Below are 17,690 nucleotides of genomic sequence, written 5' to 3' on the forward strand. Positions count from 1 at the left end.
CACCCAGTCCGACTGGATGAAGATCGAGAAGGAGCGCGGCATCTCCGTCTCCGCCTCCGTGATGACGTTCGAGCACACGCCGGCCGACGGCGTGGCGCGGATGTTCAACCTGCTGGACACCCCGGGCCACGAGGACTTCTCTGAAGACACCTATCGTACCCTGACGGCCGCCGACTGCGCCATCATGGTGCTGGACGCCGCGAAAGGCATCGAGCCGCAGACGCTGAAGCTGTTCGAGGTCTGCCGCCTGCGCGACATTCCGATCATCACCTTCATCAACAAGCTTGACCGCGAGGCCCAGGACCCTATGGCCCTGCTGGACGAGATCGCATCGCGCCTGCAGTTGGACCCCGCCCCGATCTGGTGGCCCGCCGAGAGCGGCGCCCGCCTGCGTGGCATGGTCGAGATGGGCACCGGCAAGTTCCAGCCTTACGCCCGCAAGCCCGCCGGCTCGGCCGAGGACGTGCCCCATCCCGAGGCCCTGCCGCTGACGGAGGCCGGACGCTATTTCGAGGCCGGCGAGCACGAGGCCCTGATGGAGGCCCAGGAGCTCGTCGAGGGCGGCTATCCTGCCTTCGATCGCCAGTCCTTCCTCGAGGGTCACATGACGCCGGTGCTGTGGGGCTCGGCGCTCCGCCACTTCGGCATCGACGAACTGCTGGCCGCGATCGGGGAATGGGCCCCGCCGCCCAAGCCGATGAAGGCCCAGAAAGCGCCGCCCGCCGGAACCCGCAACGCCGCCGATCCTGTCGCCCTGACGGTCGAGCCCGGCGAGGCCGAGGTCACCGGTTTCGTCTTCAAGGTCCAGGCCAATATGGACCCCAACCACCGCGACCGCATCGCCATGTTCCGCATGGCCTCGGGCAAGTTTCAGCGCGGCATGAAGCTGAAGGTGCAAAACACCGGCAAACAGCTGTCGGTGAACGCGCCGATCATGTTCTTCGCCTCCGACCGCGAACTGGCCGAGGACGCCTACGCCGGCGACGTCATCGGCATTCCCAACCACGGCGTCCTGCGTGTCGGCGACAGTTTGTCGGAAAGCGGCCTGATCCGCTTCGCCGGCCTGCCCAATTTCGCGCCCGAGATCCTGCAGCGCGTGCGCGTGAAGGACCCGCTCAAGGCCAAGCACCTGAAGAAGGCGCTGGATGGCCTCGCCGAGGAGGGCGTGACCCAGCTGTTCCGGCCCGAGATGGGCTCGGACTTCATCGTCGGCGCCGTCGGCCAGCTGCAGTTCGAGGTCATGGCCGACCGGCTGGGCGAGGAATACGGGCTGGAGGTTCTGTTCGAGCCCTCCCCCTTCGCCGAGGCCCGCTGGATCGGCGGGACCAAGGCGGATCTGGAGGACTTCATGGGCAAATACCGCGGCCAGATGGCGCGCGATATCGACGACGACCCGGTCTTCCTCGCCAAGTCGAGCTGGGAGACCGGCTATGTGATGGAGCGGTTCCCCAGCGTGGCCTTCACCAAGACGAAGGAGCGGGGATAAGCCGGCCGCACCGGCTGTGGGTTCAATCAAGCTGAGGCTGGACCGCGCGCTGGAAAACAGGCTTTTGTGACGGAGGTTCGGGGAGTTCCGTTTTGCGTCCAGTCGTCCGTCTTCTTATCGCGCTGGCGCTCAGCGCGCTTGCGCCAGCGACCGCCACGGCCGAATGGCGTCGCGCGGAAAGCCAGCATTTCGTCGTCTACAGCGACGGCTCGGAACGGTCGTTGCGCGACTACATCGCCAAGCTGGAGCGGTTCGATGCGCTGCTGACGGCCCGTTTCGGCGTCGGGCGCGACACCGAGGCCCGCAGGCTGCCGGTCTACCTGGTGGGCGACGGCCGGGCGCTGCGGGTCGCCATTCCCGGCCTTCCGCCCGGCATCGCCGGTTACTATTCCTACAGCGATATCGACGTGTTCGCCGTACTGGTGCGGGGCGAGAGCGACGACATCCTGCTCCACGAGTACAGCCATCACGTCATGGCCCGGGCCGGTGACATGCGGTATCCGGGCTGGTTCCGTGAGGGCTTCGCAGAATATTTCGCCACCGCGACGGTGACGGAGCGCGGCGAGGCCTCCTTCGGCCTACCCGACCGGGGGCGGCTGTACGCCCTGCAACAGGGCCGCTGGCTACCGATGGACGCCGTGCTGCGGGCCGACAGCCCGCTCGCGGTCGACACCCAGACCGGCATGAATATGTACTACGCCCAATCCTGGGCCCTGACCCACTGGCTGCTGTCCGACACGAGCCGGATACGTAACCTGTCCGCCTATGTCACCGCGGTGAACGGCGGCCAGGATCCTGCTGAAGCCTGGCAGGCCGTCTATTCGATGACTCCCGAACAGCTGACGGCCCAGCTGCGGGCCCATGTGCGCGGGCGGCTCTCCTACAGCAAGCTCGACCTGCCTCCCATCAGCCCGGTCATCACGGTGACGACCCTGTCGTCCGCCGCCGATGCGGTGATGCTGCCGGCGATCAACGCCCGTTCGTGGAATCCCGACCAGATCGACGGACCCGCGCTTTTGGAAACCATGCGGACCGCCGCCCGCCGTTTTCCTGACGATCCACTGGCTCTCGTCGCCCTTGGCCGGGCGGAAAAGCGCTGGGGCGACCCCGCCGCGGCCGAGACGGCGCTCATTCGCGCGCTCGAGATTCAGGACGACCATGTTGAGGGGCTGGTGCTCATGGCAGATGTGGCGACCGAGCGGGGCGCGGCGGCGCAAGACGAGGCCGAGCGGACCCGGCAGTGGAACATGGCCCGCGATTTCCTCGATCGCGCCATGAAAGCCGATCCCACCGACCACAGCGTCCACAAGGCCGAGGCTCGCTACCGCCGATATGCCGACTGACCGGGCGACGTCGGCTCGCGCGGTTCGGAAGCGAAGGCTGCGGCCACACCGTGAACCGCCAAGCCGAACCGCCCGGGCGGCGCTGCGTTTGCATCGTGTACAGCGGGACGGCCTGATGGGTCCCGAAGCGGGACGTCCGGAGCGCCAGCCACCATGTTCGAATTCGGCCGCGACCTGAGGAAGCTGTTCGAGAAGGCGCGCGAAAGCGAGGATCTCGGCTGGCTGGAACTGATCGGCGCCGATCTGGTCGAGGCTGAGGCGCGGCGCGAAACGACCGACGCGGGCCGCGTCTCCTGCCCGCGCCCCTTCTCAAGCTGGAACCGGGCCGCCGCGCTGTGGCGAGAGCACGCCCGCCGGACCGGACGCCGATCCAGTCTGGATCGAGCCCGTGCGGCCGCTTCCGACGCCATGCGTCAGGCCACGACGCCCGATCAGCGCGTGACGGCCTCGATCTGCGCCGCCGAGACCCATCTGCTGCAGTTCGACCTGTTCGGGGGTCCCGATGCGCTGACCGCCGCGCTCTCGGACCTGAAGTCGCTGGCGGCGGAGAAGCCGGCGACCCGCGCCGCCCTCGTCGCGGTTAGCGCGAGATTGACGGCCCGCCGCGCCCGGCTGTCGGCCGAACCATCGGTGCTGCTCGACGCGACAGCCCTGCTCGACGCTGCGCTTCACGCGGCGCGGTCCCTATCGCCGCAGGGCGCGGACGAGCTCCGGCTGGATCGCGCCTCCCTGGCGCTGGAGGGTGGTGTGATGCGCCGCGACGGGCGGCTGCTGGATCAGGCGGGCCGCGACCTGCGAGTGCTCGTCGAGTCCGCTTCGCCGGAATACCGGCCTCTGACCCGCGCCCGGGCGTTGGCGTTGGCGGGGGCCGGCCTGCTGGCGTTGGCCCGTCTGGCGGAGAACGCCGCCGCCGCGGAGCAGGGCATGGCGCTGTTTGAGGCCGCCGCCGATCAGTTCACCCCCGATCACAGTCCGCTGGACTGGGTGGCGGTTCAACTGGTGCGCTCCGACCGCCTGCCCCTCGACCAGCTGGCCATGGCGGAACAACTCAGCACCGAGCCCGGCCTGATCCTGGGAGCCTTGGCCCGGGGCGAGCATCTGGAGGCGAAGCTCCGCCTCGCCGAAGCGGTGTCGGATGTCGCGGCGGTAAGCGGTCTTGAAGCGGCGTTGCGGCGGCGTCTGAGCGCGTCCGCGCCCGTCAAGCCCGTGGACTGGGCCGCGGACCAGATCGGCATGGCTCGGCTGGCGCTGGCGAAGGCTCGGCTGACCGGCTCGCACCCCCGCGCCGTGGGCCTGATGCTGGCCGAGGCGATCGAGACCGCCCGCGAGTGCGGCGCTCCGGCCCTGATGGAGCAGGCGGTGCTCGCGATGCCGGAGTCGGTGCGGCTCTAGCCGCCCAGGGCCACAAAGCCGCCGTTGGCGAAGCCGGCCTTGCCGTAGCGCAGCGGTGAGCCGTCCTCGGCCAGAACCCGCCCGCCGGCGGCCTCCAGAACCGCCTGACCCGCCGCCGTGTCCCACTCCGACGTGGCTCCGGTGCGCGGATAGGCGTCGAACCGGCCCTCGGCGATCAGGCAGAACTTCAGCGAAGAGTCGGTCCCCTGCCATTGCTTGCAGCCGTGCCGCGAGACGAGCCGCCGGGCCTCGGCGTCGCTCATGCTGTGACTCACGACCGCCATCGGGGCGTCGGGCCGGTCGCGAACCTTGATGGCCTGCCATGCCTCGCCGAACCGGCGGCGCAAGGCTCCGGCGCCCGGCGCGGCGCTGCGCCAGGTCACGGCCGTGGCGGGCGCGGTGACCACCCCCGCCACCGGCGCGCCCTCATGGATCAGTGCGATGTTCACGGTGAAGCTCTCGCGGCCCTCCACGAAGCCGCGGGTGCCGTCGATGGGATCGATCAGCCAGAACCAGTCCGCCGCCGTCGCGGGTGCGCCCGCGGCGGCCACGGCTTCCTCGGCGACGGTCTGGACCCCCGGATAGAGCGCTTCGAGCCGGGCGAGTATCAGGGTTTCGGCTTCGCGGTCGGCGATCGTGACCGGGCTCTCGTCGGCCTTGGCTTCCGCCACGACGTTATTGCGCCAGTAAGGCAGGATGACGCGCGCCGCGTCCTCGGCGATGTCGGCCAAGGCTTCGGCCAAGGCGCCGCTGGCCAGATCGTCGGCCAGCCGGGCCGTCATGGGTTGGGTCATGGCAGCCGGATTAGAGCATCGGACCGGTTTCGCGAACCGGCAAATCAGGTCAGCGTCCGGCCCGTTAACGACTGTTGCTCCGGGGCCCCATGACCGATCCATCCGCCGCCGCCCTGCCCGACGGGCAGGCCCTCGCCACCCTCGTGGCCGGCAAGCTGTGCCACGACTTCATCAGCCCCGCCGGAGCGATCAGCTCGGGCCTCGACCTGCTCAAGGACCCGACGGCGCAGGACATGCGCGACGACGCCATGAGCCTGATCGAGGCCAGCGCGAAGAAGATGATCGCGCTTGTGTCCTTCGCCCGGGTGGCTTTCGGGGCGTCAGCCTCGGCCGAGCGGTTCGCGGCGGCCGAGCTGGGCGAGCTGGTCGCCGGCCTGACCGAGGGCGGGCGCGCCTCGCTGACGTGGCGGGTAGAGGACGGAGAGTATTCCAAGCCCCAGGCGCGGGCGCTGGTGAATCTGGCCTATCTCACCGTGGCGGCCCTGCCGTCGGGCGGCGTGGCGACGATCACCACCCGCCGTGACGGCGAAGACATGATCATCGACGGCGTCGCCGAGGGCAATCGGGCGCGGCTGAAGGGCGAGGCCGTAGCCGGTCTAGCCGGCCAGCCTCTGAGCGAGGGCCTGCACGGCCAGTGGATCCAGCCCTACTGGTTGTGGCTGACCGTGAACGACGCCGGAGGCGCGCTCGATGTCGAGGTCGTGGAGGGCCGCGTCGTCCTGTCCGCGCGGATGCCTAACTGAGGTTTAAGCGGCCTTCCCAAGGACTCGTTAACCGGCCTCGGGCGATCATGGACGAGTCGCACACGCGGGCGTTGTGGGACGCAGTATCGGAATCCTGATTTGACCCCCAGAACCTGTCTGATCGTCGACGACAGCCGGATCATCCGGAAGGTCGCGCGCCGCATCGTCGAAGGCCTGGGGTTCGAGGTCGACGAAGCCGCCGACGGCTCGGAGGCTCTCGCCTTCTGCAGCGGCGTGATTCCCGAAGTCATCCTGCTGGACTGGTCGATGCCGGTGATGGACGGGATGACCTTTCTGCGCCGCCTGCGCGCCCTGCCCGGCGGCCTGGCGCCCAAAGTGCTGTTCTGCACCATCGAGACGCGCGCCGAGCGGATCGCAGAAGCCCTGTCCGCGGGCGCCGACGACTATGTGATGAAGCCGTTCGACGGGGAAATCCTGACATCCAAATTCGCGGAAGTGGGGGCCGTCTGAGCCCATGACGCCGCGATGACGCCGGAAGATTTCGACCGCCTCCAGACGCTGCTGGCCACGCGCGCCGGCTTCCGGCTGACCCGCGACCGGATGAAGCTGGCCGAGCACCGGCTGGGCCCCGTCGCCCGCCGCGAGGGGTTCGACTCGGTCGACGCGATGCTGGCCGCCCTTTGGGCCAAGCCGGTCGCGTCGCTCGGCTGGGCCGTGATCGAGGCCCTGCTGAACCCGGAAACCTGGTTTCGCCGCGACCGCGCCAGTTTCGACATCCTGACGCTGGAGCTTCTGCCGGCCCTGGCCAAGGCGCGGGGGCGCGAGCCGATCCGGATCTGGTCCGCCGGTTGCTCGACCGGTCAGGAGGCCTGGTCGCTGGCCATCGCCGCGCAGGAAGCAGGCGTGGCGGCCGAGATCGTCGCCACCGACCTGTCCCAGCGCGCGCTGGAGAAGGCGCGTTCGGGCGCCTACACCGGATTCGAAATCCAGCGAGGCCTGAAGGCCAGCGCCATGCTCCGCTGGTTCGACCAGACCGACGAGGCGTGGATCGCCAGGGCCGAGCTGCGTGCGGCGGTGCATTTCGCCCGCGCCAACCTGGCCGAGCCGCCCACGGACGCACACCGCTTCGACGTCATCTTCTGCCGCCACCTGCTGAGCGACGCCGATCCCAAACGGCGCGGCGACATGATCGACAATCTGGAACGCCGGCTGGTCGATGACGGCTGCCTGTTCCTCGGCCCGGAGGAGCAGCCGGAAGACAGCCTCGCCTTCCGCGCCGTCGCCGGCCGCAAGGGTCTGTTCGTCAAGTCACCGTCCGCGATCCGCCGCGCCGCGTAGCTCGACGCGGCTCCAGCTTCCCCCCGCCCCGCCGATCTCCTAGGCTCCCCCGACATCGGGGAGGATGAAGATGCGGCTGCTGTGGTTGTTCGGCTCTCTGGCGCTCGCCCTCGTCCTCGCGGTCATCACGCTGCAGAGCCCCCGCCCCGCGCCGGCAGACACTCCTGCGACCGCGTTCTCAGCCGCACGGGCCATGGCCGACGTGCGCGAGATCGCGCGGCGTCCGCACCCGGTGGGCTCGCCCGAGCATGCCCGGGTCCAGGCCTATCTGCTGCGGCGCATGGAGGCTCTGGGTCTGCAGACCTCGACGCAGACGGGGCCGCTGTCGCCCGGCGCGGTCCGTCGGCTGACGCGCGAAGGGGCTGCGCCGGACGCCGCGAGCCGCGGCGCGGTCAACCTGATCGGCGTGCTGCCGGGGCGAGACCCCGCCCTGCCCGCCGTCGCCCTGATGGCGCACTACGACACGGCCGCCGACTCGCCCGGTGCGGCTGACGACAGCGCCGGGGTCGCGGCTGTGCTGGAGGCGGTGCGGGCGATCCAGACGCGAGGCCCGGCGGATCGCACCTTGGTGGTCCTGCTGACCGACGCGGAGGAGCTGGGCCTCGACGGCGCCCGGGCGTTCTGGGGCGATCACCCCCTACGCGACCGCATCGGCGCCGTGGTCAACCTCGAGGCGCGCGGCGGCGGGGGCCGGGCCATGATGTTCGAGACCGGCCGCGGCAACGCCGAGACCATCGACCTGTTCGCCCGGATCGCGCGGCGGACGACCGGCGGCGTCTCGTCCAACTCGCTGGCGGTGTTCGTCTACGAACTGATGCCGAACGGCACCGACTTCACCATCCCGAAGGAGCGCGGGGTCCAGGGGATCAACCTCGCCTTCATCGGCCGGCCCGCCCAATACCACTCGCCGACCTCCACGCCCGAGGCGCTGGATGTGGGTAGCGTACAGCACATCGGCTCGCAGACGCTCGAGACGGCCGACGCGTTGTTGCGTGGCCCGACCTTGCCGCGCGCGGGCGAGGATCGCGTCTACGCCGACCTGTTCGGACGGGTCGTCGTCGGACATCCGCCTGTCTTCGGCTGGGTCCTGCTGGCGACGGCCTTCGCGGCGCTGGCCCTGACCCTGTGGCGGGCCCGCGCGCGGGCGGGGCTCTCGGCGGCGGATGTCGGGCGGGGGATGATCGACGGCCTGTGGTTCCTGACCACGGGCGTGGTCGTCGCCGCCGCGGTCCGGTCGCTGGCCGGACGGGCTGTGGCCGACGGTGACTACTACACCCTGCTCGCGCGGCTCCCGTGGATGGAAGCAGGCGTGGCGTTGGCGGTGCTGGCCGTGGCCTTGCTGCTGCTGGCGGGACGCGCGCGCTTCGACCGGGGCGTGGTCGCCTCAGCGGTGGCCTCCGCCGCGGCTTTGGCGCTTCTACTGAGCGGCGTCAGCCCCATCCTGATCGGAGCCGCCGTGGTCGCCATCGGCCTCTCGCTCGCGCCGGGCCTCGCCGCCCGGACGCCATGGGGCGGATGGACCGGCCTCATCGGGCTGGTCCTGATTGTCGCGGCGGCGGCGCAGGCGGCGGCGCCGGTAGCCGCCTTCCTGTTCGTGTGGATGGGGCTGTTCGCCGCCTTGGCTGCGCTGATCGCCGCCTTCGCCGATCCCGGCTTGACGCGCGCCAGATCGCTCGCGGCGCCGGCGATCGCCCTTGTGCTCGCGGGCGGCTGGATCATGAGCCTGTCGCACACCGTCTTCCTCGGGATCGGCATGGACCTGCCCGGCGTGCTGGCGCTGCTCGGGCTGCTGGTCCTGATGTTCGCCCGCCCGTTCAACCCCGAGCGCGGCTCGGCCCGGCCCTTGCTGATTGCGGCCCTCGTCGTGCTGGCCGTCGGCGCCGGGCTTTCGGCGGGGGCGCGGGTCGCCGAGCCCATGTCCGACCCGTTCGAGGCGCGGGCGTGACGGCGCCCTCGCCGCTCTATCTCGAAGACCTGCATGTCGGCCAGACCTTCGTCAGCGAGCCCGTCACCCTGACGGCCGATCAGATCAAGGCCTTCGCCCGCGAGTTCGACCCTCAGCCCTTCCATCTCGACGAGGACGCAGCCCGCGACAGCCTGTTCGGAGGCCTGGCCGCAAGCGGCTGGCACACGGCGGCGCTGACCATGCGGATGCTGGTGCAGGCCTTCCCGCTTGCGGGCGGGCTGGTCGGCGCGGGCGGCGAGACGACCTGGCCCCGGCCGACCCGCCCCGGCGATACGCTGACCGTCCACGTCGAGGTGCTGGAGATCACGCCCTCCGCCTCCCGGCCTGACCGAGGCATGATCCGCACCCGAACAGAGACGCGGAACCAGCATGGCGAGGCGGTGCAGATCTCGACCGTCCGCATCGTGGCCTGGCGCCGACCCGGCTGATCCACGTCAGTAACGGTCGCAGCCGCAGCCCTCTCACACACGGACCGAGAAGAACATATTGGCAACGAGAACAAACCATGCACATAGTCCGCCTCGCACGGGAGCGGGTCACGGTCATTGGACCGACGGCGGGCCTCTCCCCAGGGTCTCGAACGGGAATCATGGCAAGGGAGAGCGGCAAGGTGGCGGCACAGGCGAATCTGAAATTGGTGGGCAAGGACGACGGCGACAAGCAGCGGGCTCTGGAGGCGGCGATCGCCCAGATCGACCGCGCCTTCGGCAAGGGCTCGGTGATGAAGCTCGGCAAGGGCGGAGCGGAACTGGCGACGATTCCGTCGGTCTCGACCGGCTCGCTGGGCCTCGACATGGCGCTGGGCATCGGCGGCCTGCCGCGCGGGCGGGTGATCGAGGTGTTCGGGCCGGAAAGCTCAGGCAAGACCACGCTGGCGCTGCACACCGTGGCGGAAATCCAGAAGGCGGGCGGCACCGCCGCCTTCGTCGACGCCGAACATGCGCTCGATCCCGGCTACGCCCAGAAGCTGGGCGTCAATCTCGACGACCTGCTGGTGTCGCAGCCTGACACCGGCGAACAGGCCCTCGAGATCGTCGACACCCTGGTGCGCTCGGGCGCCGTGGACATCGTCGTGGTCGACTCCGTCGCCGCCCTGACGCCGCGCGCGGAGATCGAGGGCGAGATGGGCGACAGCCTGCCCGGCCTTCAGGCGCGCCTGATGAGCCAGGCCCTGCGCAAGCTGACGGCCTCGATCAACAAGTCGCAGTGCATCGTGCTGTTCATCAACCAGATTCGGCACAAGATCGGCGTCATGTACGGCTCGCCCGAGACGACGACGGGCGGCAACGCGCTGAAATTCTACGCCTCGGTCCGTCTCGACATCCGCCGCACCGGCGCGATCAAGGACCGCGACGAGGTGGTCGGCAACACCACCCGGGTCAAGGTCGTCAAGAACAAGGTCGCGCCGCCGTTCCGCGAGGTGATCTTCGACATCATGTACGGCGAGGGCATCTCCAAGCTGGGCGAGATCATCGACCTCGGGGTCAAGGCCGGCATCGTCGAGAAGTCGGGCAGCTGGTTCTCCTACGACAGCCAGCGGATCGGCCAGGGCCGCGAGAACGTGCGCGCCTTCCTCAAGGCCAATCCGGACGTCGCCGACTCGATCGAGAAAGCCGTCCGCGCCTCGACGACCAAGATCGCCGACGAGCTGCTGGGCACCCCTGAGCCCGACGAGGGCCAGGACCTGGAGGGCTAGGACCGAATCCTCCCTCATCGGGGGAGGTGGCGCGGCGCGGCTGCGCGCCGTGACGGAGGGGGCCGACCTCCCACGCCGGCGCCTGCCATAAGCCCCCTCCACCACTTCGTGGTCCCCCTCCCCCGACGGGGGAGGAGTTCTTCTCCGGCCGGGTCCCGCGACCCGCCATCCGACCCCCGCGGGGCCGGGCCGGACGGAGCGGCCGCTCGACTCCCACCCGGGTCGGGCGGCCATTTTCTGATGCGCGAAACCTTAGGCGGGCGCATCGGTTGTCGGCTTCATCAAGAACCCGGAGCGCCGCCCATGGCCGACAATCAGGTCCAGTCCCTAAGCCAGTTCACCCTGTCGGAGACGCCCGACGGCTATCTGCTTGAGATCGAAGGCAGCGGCGGCGGGTCGATGGTGGTCACCGCAACCCCGGAGCAGATCGACGCCATCATCGACGCCCTCGACGACCTGCTGTCCGAGAACGAGGCGGCCGTAGACGAGGTCAGCACGGACTGACGCGCCGAGGCCGGTCGACAGGCCCTCAAGAGCCGCGGGGTGGAACGACGCCGGCGCCCGCCGGGCTCCACACGCCGCTTGCTGAAACGGCAAAGCTAGCGGAGGCTCCTTCATCCGGAGAGCCGCTCATGATCTCGCCCCCGCCCGCCGACCCCCTGCCCTCGACCCTCGTCCTCGCCCGGACCGCGCTCTACGCCGGGCTGCTGGCCGGGGCGCTGGATATCTCGGCGGCGATCCTGACCAACCTCGAGGTCCCCGCCCGCGCGGTGCTGCAGGCGGTCGCGAGCGGGCTGCTGGGCCCCGAGGCTTGGCGTGGCGGCTGGCCGACGGCCTGGCTCGGTCTGGGGGCTCATTTCGCCATCATGCTGGTCGTCGCCGTGATTTTCGTAGCGGCCGCCGCCGTCGCGCCGTCGCTGCGGCGGTCCTGGCTGCCTGTCGGCGCGGTGTTCGGGGTCGCGGTGTGGCTGGTGATGGCGTTCGTCGTGGTTCCCCTGTCCGCCTCGCCGGTCAGCGGCCCGGTCGACTTGATGTCCGCGCTGGAACCCATCGTGGTCCACATCGTCGCCGTCGGCCTTCCGATCGCCTGGATCACGCGTCGAATGCTGGGTTCCGGCGACCGCGCCGCGTGAAGCCCGACCGATCACGGGCGGGTGATGCAAAGGGGCGCAATGCCCTGTAGAAGGCGGCTTCCTTTTCGCTCCCCCCGAAACGACCGCCCGCGATGACCCACCAGACCAGCCTCAACCAGATCCGCTCGACCTTTCTCGACTACTTCGCCGCCGACGGGCACGAGAAGGTCCAGTCGGCGCCGCTGGTGCCGCAGAACGACCCGACCCTGCTGTTCGTCAACGCCGGCATGGTGCCGTTCAAGAACGTCTTCACCGGGCAGGAGACGCGGGCCAGCAAGCGCGCCGTCAGCTCGCAGAAATGCGTCCGGGCGGGGGGCAAGCACAACGACCTCGACAACGTCGGCTACACCGCGCGCCACCACACCTTCTTCGAGATGCTGGGCAACTTCTCGTTCGGCGACTACTTCAAGGCCCACGCCATCGAAATGGCCTGGAACCTGTGCACGAAGGAGTTCGCGCTCGATCCGTCGCGCCTGATGGTCACCGTCTATATCGACGACGACGAGGCCTTCGACCTGTGGAAGAAGATCGCCGGCCTGCCGGAGTCGAAGATCGTCCGCATCGCCGGCTCGGACAATTTCTGGTCGATGGGCGACACTGGCCCGTGCGGCCCCTGCACCGAAATCTTCTGGGACCACGGCGACCACATCCCCGGCGGCCCGCCCGGATCGCCGGACGAGGACGGCGACCGCTTCGTCGAGATCTGGAACAACGTCTTCATGCAGTTCGAGCAGGCCGCCGACGGCAGCCGCACCCTGCTGCCCAAGCCCTCGATCGACACCGGCATGGGCCTGGAGCGGATCGCCGCCGTGCTGCAGGGCGTGCACTCGAACTATGAGATCGACCTGTTCCGCGACCTGATCGCCGCCTCGGAAGACGCGACCGGCACCAAGGCCGAGGGCGAGCGCCAGCCCAGCCACCGCGTCATCGCCGACCACCTGCGCAGCTCGTCCTTCCTGATCGCCGACGGCGTGACGCCGTCGAACGAGGGCCGTGGCTATGTGCTGCGCCGGATCATGCGCCGCGCCATGCGCCACGCCCACCTGCTGGGCGCCGCCGATCCGCTGATGCACCGTCTGGTGCCCACGCTGGTGGCCGGGATGGGCGAGGCCTATCCGGAACTGCGCCGGGCCGAGGCCTTCATCACCGACACGCTGAAGCAGGAGGAGATCCGCTTCCGCACCACCCTGGGCCGCGGCATGGGCCTGTTGGAGGACGCCTCGCGCGACCTCGGCGAAGGCGGCGTGCTGTCGGGCCAGACCGCCTTCACCCTGTACGACACCTACGGCTTCCCGCTCGACCTGACGCAGGACGAGGCGCGGCGGCGCGGCTTCACGGTCGACACCGACGCCTTCGACGCCGCCATGACCGAACAGCGCAACCGCTCGCGCGAGAGCTGGACCGGTTCGGGCCAGACGGCGTCGGCCGGCGAATGGCTGGCGCTGCGCGACCGGCTGGGGCCGACGGTCTTCACCGGCTACGACGCCGTCGACGGCTCGGGCGAGGTGCTGGCCATCGTGCGGGACGGCGCTTCGGTCGATGAACTGGGCGCCGGCGAGACCGCCGAGGTGCTGTTCGACCAGACGCCCTTCTACGGCGAGGGCGGCGGCCAGGCCGGCGATCGCGGCGAGATCGAATGGACCGACGCCCATGGTCAGCAGGGCTCCGGAACGGTCCTCGACGTCCAGAAGCACGCCGGCGACCTGTTCGGCCACCGCGTCGAGGTGACGTCCGGCGAGCTGGCGATCGGCGCCCGCGTTCAGCTGCGGGTCAAGGACGACGCCCGTCTGACCACCCGCGCCAACCACTCGGCCGCGCACCTGCTGCATAAAGCCCTCGCCAATGTGCTGGGCGGGCATGTGGCCCAGAAGGGCCAGATGGTCGACGCCGAGCGCCTGCGCTTCGACTTCAGCCACAACGCCCCGGTGACCGAGGACGAGCTGGCGCGCATGGAGGACGAGGTGAACGCCGTCATCCGCCAGAATTTGCCCGCCGAGACGAAGATGATGGCCCCGCAGGAAGCCATCGAGGCCGGCGCCGTCGCCCTGTTCGGCGAGAAATACGGCGACGAGGTCCGCGTGCTTACGCTCGGCCGCTCGCTGACCGAGGCGGACAAGCCCTATTCGGTCGAGCTGTGCGGCGGCACCCACGTTGCCCGCACCGGCGACATCGCCCTGTTCAAGATCGTCTCCGAGAGCGGCATCGCCGCGGGCGTGCGCCGCATCGAGGCCCTGACCGGCGAGGCCGCGCGCCAACATTTGCTGGCCCAGGCCGGGGTGGCGAAGAAGCTGGCCCAGACCTTCAAGGTCCAGCCGGCCGACGTGCCCGCGCGCGTCGAGGCGCTGACCGGCTCGGTCCGCGCGCTGGAGAAGCAGGTCGCCGACCTTAAGAAGCAGATGGCGCTCGGCGGCGGCGGCGCGTCGGCCAACGCCGCGCCGGAAGAGATCGGCGGCGTGAAGCTGATCGCCCGGGTGCTCGACGGCGTCGACGGCAAGGGCCTGCGCGGCGTGGCCGAGGACTTCCGCAAACAGGTCGGCTCCGGCGTCGTCGTCCTGATCGGCGTGACCGACGGCAAGGCCGCGGTCACCGTGGCGGTGACCAGCGACATGGCGGGGCGCGTCAATGCGGCGGACCTCGCCCGCGCGGCCGTCATCTCCATGGGCGGACAGGGCGCCGGCGGAAAACCCGACTTCGCCCAGGGCGGCGCGCCGGACGGCTCGAAGGCGGAGGCCGGTCTCGCGGCGGTGCGGGCGGCGCTGGCGGGCTAAGCGGCCCGCCCGCTCTGCAGGTCCACCGCCGCCAGCTTCCAGTCGAACAGGCCGTAGCGGACCATGATCAGGGCCAGCCGGTCGTCCGGCCGGTCGCGGTCGGTCAGGGTCACCGCGAACTGGTTGAGGCTGCGATAGCCCCACGACTGGTGGATGTCGTCCGTGTCCTGCTTGTCCGCCGGATCGGGATCGGAGGGGCGCGAGGGGTCGGGCGCCTCGGCGGTCACGACCATGTTGGCCACGACCTCCGGCGTGACCAGGGTCTCGACCGCGCCGGACAGCAGCATCGGCGCCAGCATCATGCCCAGCCCGCCGAGGCCGCTCTCGACCACGCGCGGGTCGCGGCGCATGCGGTCGATCAGTTCGGCGTTCAGCTCTTCCTTCAGGCTGGTGCGCAGCGACGGAAAATCCACCAGCGACTCGATCCTGCGCTCGTCACCTGCCTTGGCCGCGCGGACCAGAGACTGCGCCGCCAGCACGGGGGCGACCGCCCAGGCGGCGACGAACACAACCAGCGCCGCGACCGCCACGCCGACGACGATCTTCTTCCTGTTCATGCCGACCCTCCGGCGACGCAACGCCTACCAACGGCCACGGTTGCCCGAGTCGAGACCCCGACGCCAGCGCTGCTTCAGCGCCCTTCTGTCGGGCTGGCGGCGCGGGTCGGCGCGGCGCGGTCGGGAATCCCGATGTGGACCAGCTTCCACTCGAACGGCCCGCGCCGCTCGAAGGTGAAGACCGTCCGCGCGCCGCCGTCTCCGTTCACCGCCATCCGCGCGCGGTTGACGCTCCAGAACACCGGCCGCGGCATCGCGCTCCCCGTCCCCCGGGCCTGCTGATTGGCGCGACGGCCCTCCCCCCGCGTCAGGGCCGCAAGGGCTTGGGGCGACAGATAGCTGTCAACGTCCGGCGCCGCCGCCGGTCGCGGCCCCGCCTGCTCCAGCCGACGCCTAACCGCGCCGATCGGATCGTCGAGAAACGACGGCGCCGGCGCTCGGAGCGCCGGCTCGCCGTCGAGTTGCGGCCGCAACGACTGCCGCACCGCGGTGAAGTCGACCAGCCGGGTCAGCCCGCCGACATCCCCCGCATCCGCCGCCGAGCGGATGGCGACGAAGCCCACCGCCGGCGCCGCGAAGTAGCTGATCGCGGCGAAGGCGAACGCGGCGACCAGCAGATTGCCGAACAGCTTCTTGATGATCCGACTCCCCGATTGCCCCCGCACAACGCGCGAACGCCGTTACCGCCCAAACGAAAGCCCGCCCGGCGTCAGCCGGACGGGCCCCGTTCAGTGTCGCGTGTGAAAGATCAGGCCGCCATGGCCTTGGTCAGGTTCTCGGCCACCTTGTCGAGGAAGCCTTCGGTGGTCAGCCAGCCCTGCTGATCGCCGACCAGCAGCGCCAGGTCCTTCGTCATGTGACCGGCCTCGACCGTTTCGACCACGACGCGCTCGAGCGTGTCGGCGAAGGTCGCCAGATCGGCGTTGCCGTCCAGCTTGGCCCGGTGCGAGAAGCCGCGGGTCCAGGCGTAGATCGAGGCGATGGAGTTGGTCGAGGTCGCCTCGCCCTTCTGGTGCTGACGGTAGTGGCGGGTGACGGTGCCGTGCGCGGCCTCCGACTCCAGAACCTTGCCGTCCGGCGTCATCAGCACCGAGGTCATCAGGCCCAGTGAGCCGAAGCCCTGCGCCACCACGTCGGACTGCACGTCGCCGTCGTAGTTCTTGCAGGCCCAGACGAAGCCGCCCGACCACTTGATGGCCGCGGCCACCATGTCGTCGATCAGGCGGTGCTCGTAGGTGAGGCCGGCGGCCTTGAACTTGTCGGCGTACTCCTCGTCGAACACCTTCTGAAAGATGTCCTTGAATCGCCCGTCATAGGCTTTCAGGATCGTGTTCTTGGTCGACAGATAGACCGGGAAATTCCGGCCCAGGCCGAAGGCGAAGCTCGCGCGGGCGAACTCGGTGATCGAGTCGTCGAGGTTGTACATCCCCATGGCGACGCCGGCCGAGGGGAAGTCGAACACTTCGTAGTTCTGCTCTTCGCCGTTGGCTCCGACCCACTTCATGGTCAGCTTGCCCGGGCCGGGGACGAGGAAGTCCGTCGCCTTGTACTGGTCGCCGAAGGCGTGACGGCCGACAACGATCGGCTGGGTCCAGCCGGGCACCAGACGCGGCACGTTCGAGCAGATGATCGGCTCTCGGAAGACGACGCCGCCGAGGATGTTGCGGATGGTGCCGTTCGGCGACTTCCACATCTTCTTGAGGCCGAACTCCTTCACCCGCGCCTCGTCCGGGGTGATGGTGGCGCACTTGACGCCGACGCCGTGCTTCTGGATCGCCCTGGCCGCGTCGATCGTCACCTGGTCGTCGGTGGCGTCGCGGTTCTCCATGCCGAGGTCGTAGTAGTCGAGCTCGAGGTCGAGGAAGGGGAAGACCAGCTTGTCCTTGATCATCTGCCAGATGATCCGGGTCATCTCGTCGCCGTCGATGTCGACGATGGGGTTGGCGACCTTGATCTTGGCCATGCGGTGTTCGCCTCTGACTGGGATGGGGAGATAAGGCGGGCGGTATAGCCGGGCCCCGCGACGGGCGCAAAGGTCAGGAGCGTGGCGCCCGTGCCCCAGCTGAAGAAGTTCTCCACGGCCAAGCTGAACCACACGGCGGTCGCAGGGTTGTGAGGGTCGGAAGGGCGTGCAGGCTCCGGAGACACCGTTTGGATACCGAAACACAGGCGCTGGTTCAGCGCTGGATCATCAGGTTCTGCGAAGCGCCGATCCTGATCGACCCCGAGCTGATGCGGCGCGTGCTGGACGGTGCGGAGACGCCGTCGGAGGAGCCGATCCGATGACCGCGAAGTCCCTCAAGTCCGGCGACAAGGTCAGCTGGGACCACAGCCAGGGCTCGTCGAACGGCAAGGTCGTCAAGAAGATCACCAGCCCGACGCAGATCAAGGGCCACAAGGCAGCGGCGTCGAAGGCTGATCCGGAGTATATCGTCCAGAGCGACAAGACCGGCGCCAAGGCGGCGCACAAGCCCTCAGAGCTCCGCAAGCGGTGACCCCCTGACCGAGACCGA

18 protein-coding genes are annotated in these 17,690 nt (G+C 69.7%); 14 read left to right on the top strand and 4 right to left on the bottom strand.

Going from position 1 to position 17,690, the window contains the following annotated elements:
- The 3 genes from VGB60_RS07875 to VGB60_RS07885 all read left to right on the top strand — a co-directional run.
- Positions 1-1,486, top strand: a 1,486-nt coding sequence (locus VGB60_RS07875; protein WP_331037718.1) for a peptide chain release factor 3, incomplete at its 5' end; no start/stop codon positions are given.
- A gap of 92 nt (positions 1,487-1,578) precedes the next feature.
- Entirely contained in the window at positions 1,579-2,829 is a 1,251-nt protein-coding gene (locus VGB60_RS07880) for a DUF1570 domain-containing protein (RefSeq protein WP_331037719.1), read from the top strand.
- A gap of 153 nt (positions 2,830-2,982) precedes the next feature.
- On the top strand, positions 2,983-4,221 hold the full coding sequence (locus VGB60_RS07885; protein ID WP_331037720.1) for a hypothetical protein: 1,239 nt from the start codon (positions 2,983-2,985) through the stop codon (positions 4,219-4,221).
- On the opposite strand, the gene cysQ is transcribed toward VGB60_RS07885, so the two are convergent.
- Complete coding sequence (gene cysQ, locus VGB60_RS07890) at positions 4,218-5,015, bottom strand: 3'(2'),5'-bisphosphate nucleotidase CysQ (protein WP_331037721.1); 798 nt, start codon at positions 5,013-5,015, stop codon at positions 4,218-4,220. The genes VGB60_RS07885 and cysQ overlap by 4 nt on opposite strands.
- 89 nt (positions 5,016-5,104) lie before the next feature.
- On the opposite strand from cysQ, the gene chpT reads away from it, so the two are divergent.
- From chpT to alaS, 9 genes are all read left to right on the top strand, one after another.
- The gene (gene chpT / locus VGB60_RS07895) at positions 5,105-5,758 is read left to right on the top strand and encodes a histidine phosphotransferase ChpT (RefSeq protein ID WP_331037722.1); all 654 of its coding nucleotides are present in this window, start codon (positions 5,105-5,107) and stop codon (positions 5,756-5,758) included.
- 99 nt (positions 5,759-5,857) lie between these two features.
- Complete coding sequence (locus VGB60_RS07900; protein WP_331037723.1) at positions 5,858-6,229, top strand: response regulator; 372 nt, start codon at positions 5,858-5,860, stop codon at positions 6,227-6,229.
- Between the two features lie 15 nt (positions 6,230-6,244).
- Entirely contained in the window at positions 6,245-7,057 is an 813-nt protein-coding gene (locus VGB60_RS07905; protein WP_331037724.1) for a protein-glutamate O-methyltransferase CheR, read from the top strand.
- 64 nt (positions 7,058-7,121) lie between these two features.
- Positions 7,122-9,002: a M20/M25/M40 family metallo-hydrolase gene (locus VGB60_RS07910; RefSeq protein ID WP_331037725.1), complete on the top strand. Its 1,881-nt coding sequence runs from the start codon at positions 7,122-7,124 to the stop codon at positions 9,000-9,002.
- On the top strand, positions 8,999-9,451 hold the full coding sequence (locus VGB60_RS07915; protein WP_331037726.1) for a MaoC family dehydratase: 453 nt from the start codon (positions 8,999-9,001) through the stop codon (positions 9,449-9,451). The genes VGB60_RS07910 and VGB60_RS07915 overlap by 4 nt, the downstream gene beginning before the upstream one ends.
- A gap of 182 nt (positions 9,452-9,633) precedes the next feature.
- Complete coding sequence (gene recA, locus VGB60_RS07920) at positions 9,634-10,719, top strand: recombinase RecA (protein WP_331037727.1); 1,086 nt, start codon at positions 9,634-9,636, stop codon at positions 10,717-10,719.
- 303 nt (positions 10,720-11,022) lie between these two features.
- Complete coding sequence (locus VGB60_RS07925; RefSeq protein WP_331037728.1) at positions 11,023-11,223, top strand: hypothetical protein; 201 nt, start codon at positions 11,023-11,025, stop codon at positions 11,221-11,223.
- A 128-nt stretch (positions 11,224-11,351) separates the two neighbouring features.
- Entirely contained in the window at positions 11,352-11,852 is a 501-nt protein-coding gene (locus VGB60_RS07930; RefSeq protein WP_331037729.1) for a hypothetical protein, read from the top strand.
- A 92-nt stretch (positions 11,853-11,944) separates the two neighbouring features.
- Complete coding sequence (gene alaS / locus VGB60_RS07935) at positions 11,945-14,620, top strand: alanine--tRNA ligase (RefSeq protein ID WP_331037730.1); 2,676 nt, start codon at positions 11,945-11,947, stop codon at positions 14,618-14,620.
- On the opposite strand, the gene VGB60_RS07940 is transcribed toward alaS, so the two are convergent.
- The 3 genes from VGB60_RS07940 to VGB60_RS07950 all read right to left on the bottom strand — a co-directional run bounded on the left by VGB60_RS07940 (position 14,617) and on the right by VGB60_RS07950 (position 17,140).
- On the bottom strand, positions 14,617-15,177 hold the full coding sequence (locus VGB60_RS07940) for a DUF2939 domain-containing protein (protein WP_331037731.1): 561 nt from the start codon (positions 15,175-15,177) through the stop codon (positions 14,617-14,619). The two genes, alaS and VGB60_RS07940, sit on opposite strands and share 4 nt — an antisense overlap.
- 74 nt (positions 15,178-15,251) lie before the next feature.
- Positions 15,252-15,842 (bottom strand): DUF2939 domain-containing protein, encoded by a 591-nt coding sequence (locus VGB60_RS07945; RefSeq protein WP_331037732.1) that lies wholly within the window; start codon positions 15,840-15,842, stop codon positions 15,252-15,254.
- An 83-nt stretch (positions 15,843-15,925) separates the two neighbouring features.
- The gene (locus VGB60_RS07950; RefSeq protein WP_331037733.1) at positions 15,926-17,140 is read right to left on the bottom strand and encodes an NADP-dependent isocitrate dehydrogenase; all 1,215 of its coding nucleotides are present in this window, start codon (positions 17,138-17,140) and stop codon (positions 15,926-15,928) included.
- Positions 17,141-17,328: 188 nt separating this feature from the next.
- Here VGB60_RS07950 and VGB60_RS07955 point away from each other — a divergent pair, with 188 nt between their 5' ends.
- Both VGB60_RS07955 and VGB60_RS07960 read left to right on the top strand, forming a co-directional pair.
- Positions 17,329-17,463, top strand: a complete 135-nt coding sequence (locus VGB60_RS07955) for a hypothetical protein (RefSeq protein WP_331037734.1) — start codon at positions 17,329-17,331, stop codon at positions 17,461-17,463.
- Positions 17,460-17,672 carry a DUF2945 domain-containing protein gene (locus VGB60_RS07960; RefSeq protein ID WP_331037735.1) on the top strand — a complete coding sequence of 71 codons (213 nt, stop codon included), beginning with the start codon at positions 17,460-17,462 and terminating at the stop codon, positions 17,670-17,672. Before VGB60_RS07955 ends, VGB60_RS07960 begins: the two co-directional genes overlap by 4 nt.
- Positions 17,673-17,690 lie beyond the last annotated feature (18 nt).

The sequence above is a fragment of the Brevundimonas sp. genome, assembly GCF_036399195.1.
Lineage (GTDB): Bacteria > Pseudomonadota > Alphaproteobacteria > Caulobacterales > Caulobacteraceae > Brevundimonas.